The organism is Bradyrhizobium sp. PSBB068, from assembly GCA_016839165.1.
In the GTDB taxonomy this organism is placed as follows: Bacteria; Pseudomonadota; Alphaproteobacteria; order Rhizobiales; family Xanthobacteraceae; genus Bradyrhizobium.
The window spans coordinates 4,247,778-4,261,577 of the sequence record CP069300.1 but is presented as its reverse complement, the minus strand read 5'-3'; the positions used below and the strand labels follow the sequence as shown (position 1 = coordinate 4,261,577).

Sequence of the window (13,800 nt, the reverse complement as noted above, 5' to 3'; positions counted from 1 at the left end):
GATCACCTCTCCCCATCGGGGAGAGGTCGGCGCAAAGCGCCGGGTGAGGGGGTTCAGGTCCCACGAGAGAGCGCAACCCCTCACCCGGATCACATCTGTCGGTGCGATCCGACCTCTCCCACAAGGGGAGAGGTGGACTGCCGACGCTGCTGCACCTCGGCCCAACTTCATGTCCAGTTCCCACACCGGCCGTCAGACGCGCGCTCCCGACACGGCGCCCCAGGTGGTGCGCCAGCGGACCTTGACCATGGCAAGTCCGATGAAGCCAAGCAACGCCAGCGCGCCGAAGAACAGGAAGCCCGCGCCGAAGCCGCCGGTCATGCCCTTGGCGTAACCGAGTGTCTGGGCGAGGAAGAAGCCGCCGACGCCGCCGGCGCAACCGACCAGCCCGGTCATCAGGCCGATCTCGTGACGGAAGCGCAGCGGGATCAGCTGGAATACGGCGCCATTGCCCATGCCGAGCGCCAACACGCCGATCGAGAACAACAGCACCGAGATCCAGGCGATGCGCGGCAGCTCGGTCAGCGCCCAGCCGCCCGGCGTCGCCGCCCCTGGGCCTTCGGGCATGAAGGCGATCACGACATAGGCGGCAACGACGACGCCGAACAGGATCGACAGCGAACGGATGCCGCCGATCCGGTCGGCGATCATGCCGCCGACAGGGCGAAATCCGGAGCCGAAGGCGACGATCAGCGCGACCAGCATGCCGGCTGCGACACCCGAGACGTGATACTGCACCGTAAAATAGAGCGGCAACGCGTTGGCGAGGCCGACGAAGCCGCCGAAAGTGATGAAGTAGAAGAACATGAACCAGCGGGTATCGGAGTCCTTCAACAGCGTGCCATAGGCTTTCAGCGAAATCGGCTTGCGGTCCCCCGGCGCGTCCTTGGCGGCGAATGTGTAATAGGCCAGCACCATCAGCATCGGAATCAGCAGGCATCCGAAAACGGCCTGCCAGCCCCAATGTTCTGCAATGGACGGGGCAAGCAGCGTGTCGAGCACGACGCCCATGTTGCCGGCGCCGGCGATGCCCATCACCACGCCCTGATATTGCGGGGGATACCAGCGGCTCGCCTGGGGCAGGGCGACGGCGAACGAGGCGCCGCCGACGCCGAGCGCAAGCCCGAACAATTCGATTGCGAGCTTGCTGGTCAACCCGAAATGCCAGACCGAAGCGGTCGCTGAAATCACCACGAGCTGGGCAATGATGCCGGTGCGCTTGGCGCCGATGACGTCGGCGAGAATGCCCATCGGCACGCGCAGCAATGCGCCGGCCAGCACGGGTATGGCGACGAGGGTGAACTTCTCGTTCACGGCGAGATTCATGTCGCGCGCGATGTAGACGATCAATGGTCCGAGCGCGACCCACGCCATGAAACTGATGTCGAAGTACAGGAACGCGGCGAGCAGTGTCGGCCAGTGACCGGCTTTCTTGAACTCGGCAAGTTTCATCGCAATCGTCTCGCGGTGATGCGGCGGAGGGCCGCAGACGCGCGGCGATCTCAGACGCAGATAAATCGAATGTGGGTGAAAGCGTGAGCGCGCTCGTCGTTGAGCCGCACTCCGGCAACAGAAGAGGTCAGCAATTTGCGTGCCATCGAGTCGATCGCGTCGCTTTGCCGTGCAGTCGCAAGGCGTTGCCGCGTGTTCTCGATCCGCGTTCGGCGATCGGAATTGGCTGGCCCGCAGCAGGCGCCGCCGCGCAAACGCGCATGCTGATGCTTTCTTGTGCGATGCGCCATCGGCATGCGACGGCGGATCGATTAACTGACCCGCGATCGCCATCATTGACGTCGATGCTGTGATGCACAAGAGATCATCGGCGTGGCTAAAAAATCGGCCGGCGATCTCGCCGGCGCGCCATCAGGCCGATTCGATGTTGCTGAAAACCAATTGATTTTGCAGCAAAATCGGCCCGCGTCGAATTGGCACGCGTTTTGAATATCAGTTCGTAACGGAACATCGATCGTCATTGAGGACGGTCTGCGCCCGCGGCTGGGCTTCCTAACAACTCCAAACCTCTATCGGTGTCGATCGACGACGCGCGCCGCGTCGCTGAGCACAGCCGTCGGATTTGAAAGGCAGACCATGCTCGACAAGGTGATCAAGCAGAAGCTCGTGGTGATCGGCAACGGGATGGCCGGCATCCGCACCGTGGAGGCGCTGCTCGAACGCGCGCCCGATCTCTACGACATCACAGTGTTCGGCTCCGAGCCCTACGGCAATTACAACCGCATCCTGCTGTCGCCGGTGCTCGCCGGCGAGAAGACCGTCGACGACATCATGCTCAACACCGTCGACTGGTACGAGGACAACAACATCACGCTGCGCAAGGGCGAGACGGTCAGCATGATCGACCGTCGCACCTGCGAGGTCGTCACCGATGCCGGCGATCGCGTTCCCTACGACCGTCTGTTGATTGCGACGGGCTCGAACCCGATCGTGCTGCCGCTGCCGGGTAAGGAGCTGCCGGGCGTGATCGGCTTCCGCGACATCTATGATGTCGATCGCATGATCAAGGCCTCGACCGACTATCGCAACGCAGTCGTGATCGGCGGCGGCCTGCTCGGCCTCGAAGCCGCCAACGGGCTGATGAAGCGCGGCATGAACGTCACGGTCGTGCATCTGCTCGACACCCTGATGGAGCGCCAGCTCGATCCGGTGGCCGGCGGTCTCCTGCGCAAGTCACTGGAAGAGCGCGGCATGGTGTTCAAGATGCCGGCGCAGACCCAGGCGATCCTCGGCGAGGACCGCGTCACCGGCGTGCGCTTCGGCGACGGCACCGAGCTGCCGGCCGATCTCGTCGTGATGGCGGTCGGCATCCGCCCGAATTTCGAGCTCGCCAAGAAGGCCGGGCTCTATTGCGAGCGCGGCATCGTCGTCTCCGACACCATGCAGACCTATGACGGTCGCATCTATGCGGTCGGCGAATGCGTGCAGCACCGCCGCCAGGTCTATGGCCTGGTGGCGCCGCTGTTCGAGCAGGCCAAGGTCTGCGCCAATCACCTCGCGATGAAGGGCTTTGCCACCTATGACGGCTCGGTCACCTCGACCAAGCTGAAGGTCACCGGCATCGACCTGTTCTCGGCCGGCGACTTCGCGCCGGGACCGGACAAGGAGGAGATCGTGCTGCAGGACGCCAACCGCGGCGTCTACAAGCGCATCATCCTGAAGGACAAGAAGATCGTCGGCGCCGTGCTCTATGGCGACACCATCGACGGCCCGTGGTACTTCCAGCATCTGCGTGACGGCACCGACGTCTCGCACATGCGCGAGCGCCTGGTGTTCGGCGCCGCCAATCTCGGCGATGGCGGCGTCAGCGGCCAGAACTCGGTGGCCGCGATGAGCGATGAGACCGAGATCTGCGGCTGCAACGGCGTCTGCAAGGGCGCGATCGTCAAGGCGATCTCGGACAAGAAGCTGTTCACGCTCGACGACGTCCGGGCGCATACCAAGGCGTCGTCGTCCTGCGGCTCCTGCACCGGGCTCGTCGAGCAGGTGCTGGCCTTCACGCTCGGCGGCGACTATTCGGCGGCGCCGAAGGTCAAGCCGCTGTGCAAGTGCACCGATCACAGCCACGACGACGTCCGCCGCGTCATCGTCGAGCAGCAGCTCAAGACGATTCCGGCCGTGATGCGCTTCATGGAGTGGAAGACGCTGAACGGCTGCCATTCCTGCCGTCCGGCGCTGAATTACTATCTGCTAGCGACCTGGCCGGGCGAATATCGCGACGACCAGCAGTCGCGCTTCATCAACGAGCGCGTCCACGCCAATATCCAGAAGGACGGCACCTATTCGGTGGTGCCGCGGATGTGGGGCGGCGTCACCACGCCGGGCGAGCTGCGCGCCATCGCCGACGTCGCCGAGAAGTTCAACATCCCGACGGTGAAGGTCACCGGCGGCCAGCGCATCGACCTGCTCGGCGTCAAGAAGGAGGACCTGCCGGCGGTGTGGGCCGATCTCAACGACGCCGGCATGGTGTCGGGCCACGCCTACGCCAAGGGCCTGCGCACGGTGAAGACCTGCGTCGGCTCCGAATGGTGCCGCTTCGGCACTCAGGATTCCACCGGCCTCGGCGTCAAGCTCGAGAAGTTCATGTGGGGCTCCTGGACGCCGGCCAAGGTCAAGCTCGGCGTCTCCGGCTGCCCGCGCAACTGCGCGGAAGCGACCTGCAAGGACGTCGGCGTGGTCTGTGTCGATTCCGGCTACGAGATCCATTTCGCCGGCGCCGCGGGCTTGCACATCAAGGGCACAGAGTTCCTGACCAAGGTCGAGACCGAGGACGAGACGATCGAGGTGATCGTCGCGCTGACGCAGCTCTACCGTGAGGAGGGTTGGTATCTCGAACGCATGTACAAATGGTGCGACCGCGTCGGTCTCGAGCAGATCCGGAAACGGGTGGTCGACGACGTCAAGAACCGCAAGGCGCTGTTCGCCCGCTTTGCCCATTCGCAGCAGTTCGCCCAGACCGATCCTTGGGCCGAGCGCGCCAGCCGCGGCGTCGACCGCAACGAGTTCGCGCCTCTCGCCGAATTGGAGCTCGCATGACCAGCTGGATCGAGATCGGTGCGCTCGACGATATTCCGCGGCTCGGCTCGCGCGTCGTGCGCACGCCCCGTGGCAACATCGCGGTGTTCCGCACCGAGAGCGACGAGGTGTTCGCGCTCGACGACCGCTGCCCGCACAAGGGCGGGCCGCTGTCGCAGGGCATCGTGCACAACAAGCGCGTGACCTGTCCGCTGCATAATTTCGTCATCGAGCTTTCGAGCGGGGAGGCCGTCGCACCCGACGAGGGCTGCACGCATACCCATCCGGCCAAAGTCGAGAACGGCGTGGTCTGGCTGTCAGTGCGGCAGGCGATTGCGGTGAGCTGAGCAAGCATGTCCATCAAGACCACGTGTCCCTATTGCGGCGTCGGTTGTGGCGTCATCGCGTCGAGGGACGCGGCGGGCGTCGTCCGGGTCGAGGGCGACAAGCAGCATCCGGCCAATTTCGGCCGGCTGTGCAGCAAGGGCTCGGCGCTCGCCGAGACCATCGATCTCGACGGCCGTTTGCTCGAGCCTGTTGTCGACGGTGCGCCGGCCACGTGGGACGACGCGCTCGATCGCGTCGCCGGCGGCTTTGACCGCATCATCAGGGAGCACGGGCCCGACGCGGTCGCCTTCTATGTCTCCGGCCAGCTCCTGACCGAGGACTATTACGTCATCAACAAGCTCGCCAAGGGCTTCGTCGGCACCGCCAATATCGATACCAATTCGCGGCTCTGCATGGCTTCGAGCGTCGCCGGGCACAAGCGCGCCTTCGGCAGCGACACCGTGCCGGGCTGCTACGAAGACCTCGAGCAGGCGGATCTGCTGGTGCTGGTCGGCTCCAACGCCGCCTGGTGCCATCCGATCCTGCACCAACGCATGCTGGCGGCGAAGGAGAAGAACCCGGCGTGCAAGATCGTGGTGATCGATCCGCGCCGTACCGCGACCTGCGAGGGCGCCGATCTGCATCTGCCGCTGCGTTCCGGCAGCGATAGCGTGCTGTTCAACGGGCTGTTCGCATTCCTCGCCGGCAGCAATGCGGTCGACCGCGGCTTCGTCGGCAATTGCACCACCGGCGTGGTCGATGCGCTCAAGCAGGTGGCCGGCCAGACCGTGGCGCAAACGGCTGCGACCTGTGGTCTTACTGAAGGCGCCGTCGGGCTGTTCTTCGACTGGTTTACCCGGACCGAACGCGTCGTCACGCTGTATTCGCAAGGCATCAACCAGTCATCGAGCGGCGTCGACAAGGTCAACGCCATCATCAACTGCCATCTCTTGACCGGACGCATCGGACGTCCCGGCATGGGGCCGTTCTCGCTGACCGGCCAGCCCAATGCGATGGGCGGCCGCGAGGTTGGCGGGCTCGCCAACCAGCTGGCTGCGCATATGGAGATCGAGAATCCGGCGCATCGCGAACTGGTGCAGCGGTTCTGGCGCGCGCCCGTGATCGCGGAGAAGGCCGGGCTGAAGGCCGTCGACATGTTCGACGCGATCGCCGACGGCCGCATCAAGGCGGTGTGGATCATCTCGACCAATCCGGTGGTGAGCCTGCCCGATGCCGATCGCGCACGGGCCGCGCTCGACGCCTGCGAGCTCGTCGTGGTGACGGATTGCATGCGCGACACCGACACCACGCGGCATGCCGACGTGCTGTTGCCGGCACTGGCGTGGGGCGAGAAGGACGGCACCGTCACCAATTCCGAGCGCCGGATCTCGCGGCAGCGGCCGTTCCTGTCGGCGCCCGGCGAGGCGCGCGCGGACTGGCGCATCATCTGCGACGTCGCCATCCGCATGGGATATGCCGGCTTCGACTACGCCTCGGCGGCGGAAGTGTTTCGCGAACATGCCGAGCTATCGGGCTTCGAGAATGACGGCCGGCGCGATTTCGATATCTCGGCGCTGGCGGCGCTCGACGACGGCGCCTATGACGCGTTGGCGCCGGTGCAGTGGCCGGTGACATCGGAGCATCCGGCCGGTACGCCGCGGATGTTCGAGAGCCAGGCATTCTTCACGCCCGACCGCAAGGCGCGCTTCGTGCCGGTCGTACCGCGCGCGGCGCGCAACGCCACCAGCCGGGATTTTCCGCTGGTGCTGAACACGGGCCGCGTCCGCGATCAGTGGCACACCATGACCCGGACCGGGAAAACCGGACGGCTGCTATCGCATATCTTCGAGCCCTATGCCGAGTTTCATCCCGAGGACGCGCGGCAGGCAGGCTTGCAGAACGACGGGTTGGTGCGGCTGACCTCTGGCTGGGGCGAGATGATCGCGCGGGTCGTGGTCAGCGCCGACCAGCGCCGCGGCTGTGTGTTCGTGCCGATGCACTGGAACGAGCAGTTCGCCGGCGAGGGGCGCGTCAACGCACTGGTCAATCCGGCGGTCGATCCGCTGTCCGGCCAGCCGGAATCCAAACACACGCCGGTCAAGGCCGATCCCTACGCACCGAAATGGCACGCGTTCATCCTGAGCCGCGACGCGATCAAGCGTCCGGCGTCAGGCTATTGGGTTTACGGCAAGGCCGGCGATGGCACCCGGCTGGAGCTTGCGCTCGATACCCGCCCGGAGAGCTGGCGCGACTGGGCGAGGGCGCAGCTCGGCCTCGACGGCGTCGAGATCGAATGGATCGCCTATCGCGATCCGGCGGCCGGCCGCTTCCGCTACGCGGCGGTGCGCGACGGCCGGCTCGAAGGCTGCGTGTTCATCGCGCCGGATCACACGCTGCCGTCGCGGGCCTGGCTGACCGGGCTGTTCGCCGAAACGCAATTGTCGGCCAATGCGCGGATGTCGCTGCTGGCGGGGCGGCCGTTCGGCGCCGGCGAGGATGTCGGGCCGATCGTCTGCTCCTGCTTCAGCATCGGGCGACACCAGATCACCGCCGAGATCAGGAAGGGCGCCGCCAGCGTCGAGGCGATCGGCCGCTGCCTGAAGGCCGGCACCAATTGCGGCGGCTGCAAGCCCGAGATCGGCAAGCTGATCGGTGCCGTTGCACGGCCGACTGGGCCGCAGCCGTTGCTGGTGTCGTGAGCATATCGGCGCGATCGAGGCAGGCTAGGCCGGCTGCGGCGTTGCGGTGCTGCCGTCGGCCCGCGCTGGCATCAGTTCGCGGATCAACGCAAGCCGTCGTTCTACGATCAGCGAGCGGGACGGGCCGCTGACTTCCATCATCGCCTGCCATCTGCGGCTGTGATCGAGCAACACCGAGCGCAGCGTCTCGTTGCCGGCCATCTCCATCCGCACCGCGGCAACCATCTTCTGTCCGAGCGGCGTCAGTTCGCTATCCAGTGGCGATCGTACGCCGGGACGGATGCCGGACTTGCGAGGCCAGGCCGCGGCTAGCAGGCGGATGGGATCCGGCCATCCGTTGGTCACGGCATCATTGGATTCTGTTGGGATCGGCAAGTCGAGCAACTTGGTGAGGATTTCGTAGCCCGGTCGGCCGAACGGAAACAGGGAAAGCGCCGCCTCGTACACTGAGAGGCTGGTCGACCAGCCGGCATGGGTGGTCGCCACGACCGGCGAGTAAGCGATCTTGCAGGCAAGTTCGAAGCCGCGGCTGGCCAGGTCCACGGCCCGCTCTCCAGTTTCGCGCGTGATGAACCCTGCAACGAGGTGCTGAAGCAGGCGAAACTTGCGATCGAGATATACGGACTCGATGAAATCGCTGGACAGTTGCGGCGAGGGTGCAGCCAGGTTCTCAAGCAACCGGCACAGCATGCCGAAATCTTCGTCGGCGTGGCTCTTGTCGAACACAATCTCGGTCGTGAACCAGTCGCTGCTGCCCGCTGTCCCAGTCCTTCCTGCCGACTGGCCGGGGAAGGGAAGGTCATCCGGCGTCGCCGCGCGCAGAAGCAGGTTGATCGCCAGGTTGCGGCTGGTCGCCGCGAGCAGGCGGCAAGCCATCAAGCCGAGCTGATGGCCTCGGCTCACCTGGAGAATGGTGACGCCGACCGTCTCCGTCAGGATGATGAAAGTGTTCGCGGGGTCGGCAAGCACGTGCTGGAAAGAGCCGGTGCTGGCGGGCTGAGCGGTGTTCGGCACCATTCGCATCAGGCGTGTTTGCTCCGTCGCAGCCTCCAGGTCGCGGGCCAGGCGTGCCATCTCCCTGCGCGGATCGCAGCGATTGGTTTCCAGCTCGTCGAGCCGTTCGTGCAATTCATCGTGGACATCGTCGAGGCCGAGATTGTTGGACTGCGGCGCCAGCGCGGCCTTGAGCTCGCGCAGATTGCGTTCGATAAGGTCGGCGTAGGCAAAGAAGGCCCAGGCTTCCCGCGACGCTTCCGCAACGCCGCTGCGCCGCTCGTTGCCGAGCGAGCGCAACCGGGTGACCGTTTTCGATATCTCGCGATAGGCCTCGCGGACCTTACCGATCTCCCGCAGGATGGCTGCATGCCGCAGATTGCTCGAGGCGTCATATTGCTGGTCGGGCCAGAGGCGAAGCAGCAGCTGGATTTCCCGAAGATTGATCGTCTCCAGTGCGCAGACCAGCGCGCCACGCACGGCGAGTTCGCGGGCGGAGTTGTTGTCTCCGAGGTAGAGTACGCAACGTAGCTTCAGCGCAGTCCAGTCGTCACCGCGCAGGCGTGCCTCGCGCTCGACGACCTCAATGATCGGCAGCAATGAGGAAACCAGGTCGCGTACGCGCCCGTCCTGATCACCCTGCAACAGCTTGGCTTTCGCTTCATCGATAGCCTCGATCAGCGCGGCCTCGCTCCGCCTCTCCGGGTCACGAAGCAGCAGGCGATCGACTTCGATCGGTTTCAGCACCCCCTCGTCGATGATACCGAGCAGCTGTTCCATGGGCTGCTGGCTGGGTGCGCTGTCGACGGGATCAATTTCGCTGAAGACGATTGCAAATCGGCGCAATAGCGCGCCGGCCAGAATGTCCTGCAGGGTCATCAACAGCTTGTCGCCAGGGCGCGCCATCGCTACACGCAGCGCATTGGCGACGATGAGAGCTGCTTCCTCGGGCTTGGCGAGCGCGCTGCCGGAAGCACTGGAACCGCCCTGGGGATCATCGGCTGTGCTGGGCTCGACAAGCGCAGCAAGGCCGCCCGCTAGCGGATTCCTGTCGTAGGCGTTGACGATGGCCTCGTCGAGATGCTCGATCAGATCGGCCCGATTCTGCGCCGGTGCAACGAGCCAACCCGGATAGGCGCGCTGGCGTTGCCACCAGTCATGCGGATCCGGCGTACGTGTGACGGCCTCGCGATCGCGCCAGACCCGATGGTCGGAGGGCCAATCGAGATTGACGTTTAGATTGCGCAGCCGCTTCTGGATCTGCTCGAGAAACGTCTCGATCTTCCGTTGCTCGTCGAGATTGGGCCATTTCTCGGACAGGTCGATATGCGTGATCAACCGGCCGGCCATCAGGTTGACGTCGACCGGCTCGGTCGGTCGCAGCGAAACCATGTAGATGGGCTGCAGATTGCTGCCCAAATGGTCCCGCACCCAGCCATGCCATGCTCGGAAATTCGGATCGGCGCCGGAAAACCCGAAGAGTACGATGACGTTCTCCATCAGGCTCTGCTGCACCAGTGACACGAATGGTGCGTATTCCTTCGGGTAGGTCCTGAAGCTTTCCTCGGTGAAGATGAGATCGGTCCCGGAACGCGCGCAGCCATGCAGCTTGACGATCCGCGGGGCGATCGCCGAGGCGATCTGCTTGACGGTGATCACCGTGTCATAGGAGCGGTCGTAAGCATCGACGGCGCGCTCGAGCAGGGAATCCCAGTTGGTGGTGAGAATATCGGCCCATGGCAGGCGTACCAGCAATTGATGTGCGTGGCCGGGAGCGTAGTCGCGGTCAGGTACCGCTGACTCCAGCGCCGCACGCAGGCGAGCTGACCCTTTCTTGGCCTCGAACTTGTCGCCAAGCGCCATCATCCCCGACGCTCCGGAGGCGTCTGCGAATAGATGCTCGCGCCGCCTGCAAATGTCGCGATGGTTGCCGCTGCCCGTCGGGCACTTCCCGCCGCCCGCGCATTCTGGGCAAGGCGGCAGCAACTCGTCGATCAGGGGGCGCACGATGTCGCGCCAGAGCGGGAAATTGCGCGCGCCTTCGGTCCGCTTCTCCGCGTTGCGGCTGAATCCTGCACCGATCATCGCGGTGGCTCGACCGCCACCCCGACCGCCCCGTTGCGCCAGCGCTCTGGCGATCGAGTCGATGTAACTGTCGACGTCCATCATACACGCCCGGGGTGCAATTCTCTTGACACAAGTCTACCGGGGGGCTGAATATCACGCAACCTTTCGTTGAAGTCATTTGCTTGTACGAGATTATCGCGCACACATCCGGCAGAAATTCATCCGGCACGACATGCAGGCCTGAGCATGAAGAACAGCGCGAAACCGAAGCGCGGTCGAGGTACCGCGAAATCGTCCAAGGTGAAGATGCTGGGGCGGGCGATCACCGCTCTCGAGAACGATCTGCGTCATCTCGCCGAGCTCAATCGTGTGATCTTTCCGGTCATCGTCGGTAGTGCCGGGCTTCCGGGCGATGTGCTCGTTGCCAGGTTCGACAGCGCCGCTCCCAAATCGTCGGAGCTGTTGCACTTGCCCGCGCAGGGCGACTTCTACTTCGCGCGTCGGATCGACAACAGCATCTATCTGGTCGTCGGCGATGCGACGGGCCATCACGCCCATGCCGGCGGCCTGAAACTGTACATGGCCACCATGCTGACTCGCCTCTTCGAGAAGTGCGAGCGCGAGAAGACACTGCTGTCGCCGACCAAGATACTGAAGCAAGTGGACGCGTGGTTTTCGATCGCGACGCAATCGCCGACTGAGGACCTTGGGGGCGCGCAGCTGGTTTTGATCCGTATCGACATGGCCGCGCCGAGTAGTATCAGGTTTGCCAGCGCGGGGTTGCCGGTCTACGCGCTGGGCCCGGACCTGGACGAATACGGAGCATTCAACGAGTTCAACCGCGTCCAGTTCCGCCAGGCTGGCGAGCAGGCCAAGAGCAAGCGCCAGGTCGGCGAGATCGCCGCGAGAAAGGCATGTTTTCTTGTTGTCGCCACCGATGGCTTTCACGGCTTGAAGCGACGCGTTCGCGCCGCGAGGCGCGGGCGAGGCAAGTCGGGGGGGGATGAATCGTTTGGCCTTCGCGGAGTCAAGCGGGCGTTGCGCCGCGGCTACAAGGCGGCGGCTGCCGGATCGGCCGCCGTGTGTCCTGCGGAACGCATCGCCGACGCGTTGACTGAATCGGCAAAGCGGTTCCGCGAAGGCGGCCCCCCGAAGGACTACGATGACGACCATCGGCTGGTCGTGGTTGTCGATCTCGGCGCGGTCTGGCGAATGGCGGAGACCGAAGCCGAGGCGGCCGCGCTGGTACCCGTCCCGGATGCCCTCCGGATCGGCGCCGGCAGGGCATCACAGGCTGCGGAGAACGTTGGGGCTTTAACGAAATGCATACCGTGAATCACCTAAGCTGTAGTAAAGTCAGCCAAGCTGCCCCCGGCCTGACCGGCGCGCAGCCAGTGGTGCCCTTTGGCCGGCCTGGGAGCCGGCGGTGCATCGCAAGGCCCGCGAAGTTCGTCGATTTCATCGCTGGAAAATCCGCGGAAGGCCCGATGACGATCTATCACAGGCGAATACAGGAGATGGTGCGGACCTACGGCATCGCCTCCGATCTCGATCCGGACGAGGACGTGCTGATCGCTGCAGTCCGGGCGGATTTGATCGACGGCGAGCGCCTCGAGATGGTGCTCGACATGCTGGAGCAGGCATTGCGCGCCACGCATGTCGAGGATCGCACCGTCTACGCGGTGAAGAACATCGTGATGGAGCTCGCAGGCAATACCCTGCTTCACGGCACCGGCGCGCGCACCGAGCAGGAATTGCTGGTCGTGAACCGGCGCGGCGAGAATGTGCAGATCTGGCTGTTCGGCTACGGCCTGAACAGCGAGGTCGACCGGCTGTTCGGTATCATTCGTGAGATCAGATCATACGCCACGCCGCCCGACCACCGCGAACCGCTGCTCGAGCGACGCAATATCGAGCTGATGAGGCGTGCGTCGTCCGAGCCCAGCAAGCTGCGCGGCGCAGGCGTGGGCATGCTCACCATTGCCGCCCTATCGAGCAAGCCGCTCTGGTTCAAATTGAACGCGGCGAGGGAGCATTCCTCGTTCGCGTTGCGCTCGACGGTGCAGGCTGCGTCGGCATGAAGCAAGACAGGAAGATCCAGATTCCGGGCGTTGATTTGACGTTTGCCGACGGCAGGACGGGCCGGATCTGGGGGACGTCCGGCCTGCACGACCTGAAGGGCGAGTCGTTCAGGCGCGCCGCCGAATATCTTGCCAAGCGCGCGCGGCAGGATGAGGCGTTCGACTGGAAGATCATCGTCGAGCTCGATCAGGTGATCACCTCGGCCGTCACACCTCTGTTCAACCTGATGAAGGACCTCAACGACATCGCCGCCGAGAAGAGCGACCGCCGGTCGATCGAGATCGAGTGGCACGTCAGGCCGGGCGATGACAGCATGCGGGGTCTCGGGACCGGCCTCCAGAAGGAGTTACCGGAGACATCGAGCTTCTCGTTCAAGGTCGTTGACGTCAAGAAGCCTCAGAGGCGCTAGCGTACGGTCGAGCGACACGAAAATTGCGGCGCTCTCGCCGACCGTCTTCGGTAATACCTCCTGCCGCATCTCTCAGCTGGGCATCATCGTGCTGCTGTCCGCTGCACCGCCTTTGCGGGCGGTGCGGGGCAGAGGCCGTCGCGTCCACTGATGGCGGCCAAAGCCTAACAGCCGCGGCAGATACTCTTCAGCTTGCTGTTCAGCAGGCGGTCAGCTTCGTCTGAGGCCGCCTTGGTATAGGCATCGTCGCTGTGGCGCTTGTCGGCGGCAAACCCGCCGCCGCGCATGGCGCCGCCGGCATGCATGCCGTGACCGTGTCCGCCGCCATGGCCATGGCCGCCGCGCGCATCCGCTGGCGGCCTTGCGGCCGCAAGCAGCGTCAGCACCACCCCGACCGTCGTGATCGTCCGCATGGTCTTCTCCTCATCGGAGGCAAAATACCGCAGGCGCTACGGCAAATCGGTGTCGGGCCTATTCACAATTTCGCGTGGCGGCAATCGGCGCGGTTCTCGCCGCCGGTTCCCCCACGGTTCGGCCAGCGCGACGCACGTAGGCCGTCCGGGGATGGCTTCATGCCGACAATGCAGTGCTCGCGGCATCAAAATGGTGTATCGGCAAGCTCTGGCGCGCCAGGGTCACCGTTAGGACGCGGTCCGGCGCCGGACAATCAAGATTTAGCAAGATATCGGAGGAATG

At 64.7% G+C, this 13,800-nt stretch carries 10 protein-coding genes; 7 read left to right on the top strand and 3 right to left on the bottom strand.

Annotation, left to right across the window (positions count from 1 at the left end; translation table 11 throughout):
- Window positions 1–192 precede the first annotated feature (192 nt).
- A complete protein-coding gene (locus tag JQ507_19830) occupies window positions 193–1,452 on the bottom strand; it encodes a NarK/NasA family nitrate transporter (protein ID QRI67245.1) in 1,260 nt (419 codons plus the stop codon).
- Window positions 1,453–1,535: 83 nt separating this feature from the next.
- Here JQ507_19830 and JQ507_19825 point away from each other — a divergent pair, with 83 nt between their 5' ends.
- From JQ507_19825 to JQ507_19810, 4 genes are all read left to right on the top strand, one after another.
- Window positions 1,536–1,805: a hypothetical protein gene (locus JQ507_19825; protein QRI67244.1), complete on the top strand. Its 270-nt coding sequence runs from the start codon at window positions 1,536–1,538 to the stop codon at window positions 1,803–1,805.
- 298 nt (window positions 1,806–2,103) lie between these two features.
- Window positions 2,104–4,548, top strand: a complete 2,445-nt coding sequence (locus JQ507_19820; GenBank protein QRI73422.1) for an NAD(P)/FAD-dependent oxidoreductase — start codon at window positions 2,104–2,106, stop codon at window positions 4,546–4,548.
- Window positions 4,545–4,874: a nitrite reductase small subunit NirD gene (gene nirD / locus JQ507_19815; GenBank protein QRI67243.1), complete on the top strand. Its 330-nt coding sequence runs from the start codon at window positions 4,545–4,547 to the stop codon at window positions 4,872–4,874. Before JQ507_19820 ends, nirD begins: the two co-directional genes overlap by 4 nt.
- Before the next feature lie 6 nt (window positions 4,875–4,880).
- A complete protein-coding gene (locus tag JQ507_19810) occupies window positions 4,881–7,553 on the top strand; it encodes a molybdopterin-dependent oxidoreductase (GenBank protein ID QRI67242.1) in 2,673 nt (890 codons plus the stop codon).
- Between the two features lie 24 nt (window positions 7,554–7,577).
- On the opposite strand, the gene JQ507_19805 is transcribed toward JQ507_19810, so the two are convergent.
- Window positions 7,578–10,712, bottom strand: a complete 3,135-nt coding sequence (locus tag JQ507_19805; GenBank protein ID QRI67241.1) for an SIR2 family protein — start codon at window positions 10,710–10,712, stop codon at window positions 7,578–7,580.
- Window positions 10,713–10,859: 147 nt separating this feature from the next.
- Here JQ507_19805 and JQ507_19800 point away from each other — a divergent pair, with 147 nt between their 5' ends.
- From JQ507_19800 to JQ507_19790, 3 genes are all read left to right on the top strand, one after another.
- A complete protein-coding gene (locus JQ507_19800) occupies window positions 10,860–11,948 on the top strand; it encodes a SpoIIE family protein phosphatase (GenBank protein ID QRI67240.1) in 1,089 nt (362 codons plus the stop codon).
- 152 nt (window positions 11,949–12,100) lie between these two features.
- Entirely contained in the window at window positions 12,101–12,694 is a 594-nt protein-coding gene (locus JQ507_19795; GenBank protein QRI67239.1) for a hypothetical protein, read from the top strand.
- The gene (locus JQ507_19790) at window positions 12,691–13,104 is read left to right on the top strand and encodes a SiaC family regulatory phosphoprotein (protein ID QRI67238.1); all 414 of its coding nucleotides are present in this window, start codon (window positions 12,691–12,693) and stop codon (window positions 13,102–13,104) included. The genes JQ507_19795 and JQ507_19790 overlap by 4 nt, the downstream gene beginning before the upstream one ends.
- A 164-nt stretch (window positions 13,105–13,268) precedes the next feature.
- Here JQ507_19790 and JQ507_19785 read toward each other — a convergent pair whose 3' ends face one another.
- Entirely contained in the window at window positions 13,269–13,517 is a 249-nt protein-coding gene (locus JQ507_19785) for a hypothetical protein (protein QRI67237.1), read from the bottom strand.
- Window positions 13,518–13,800 lie beyond the last annotated feature (283 nt).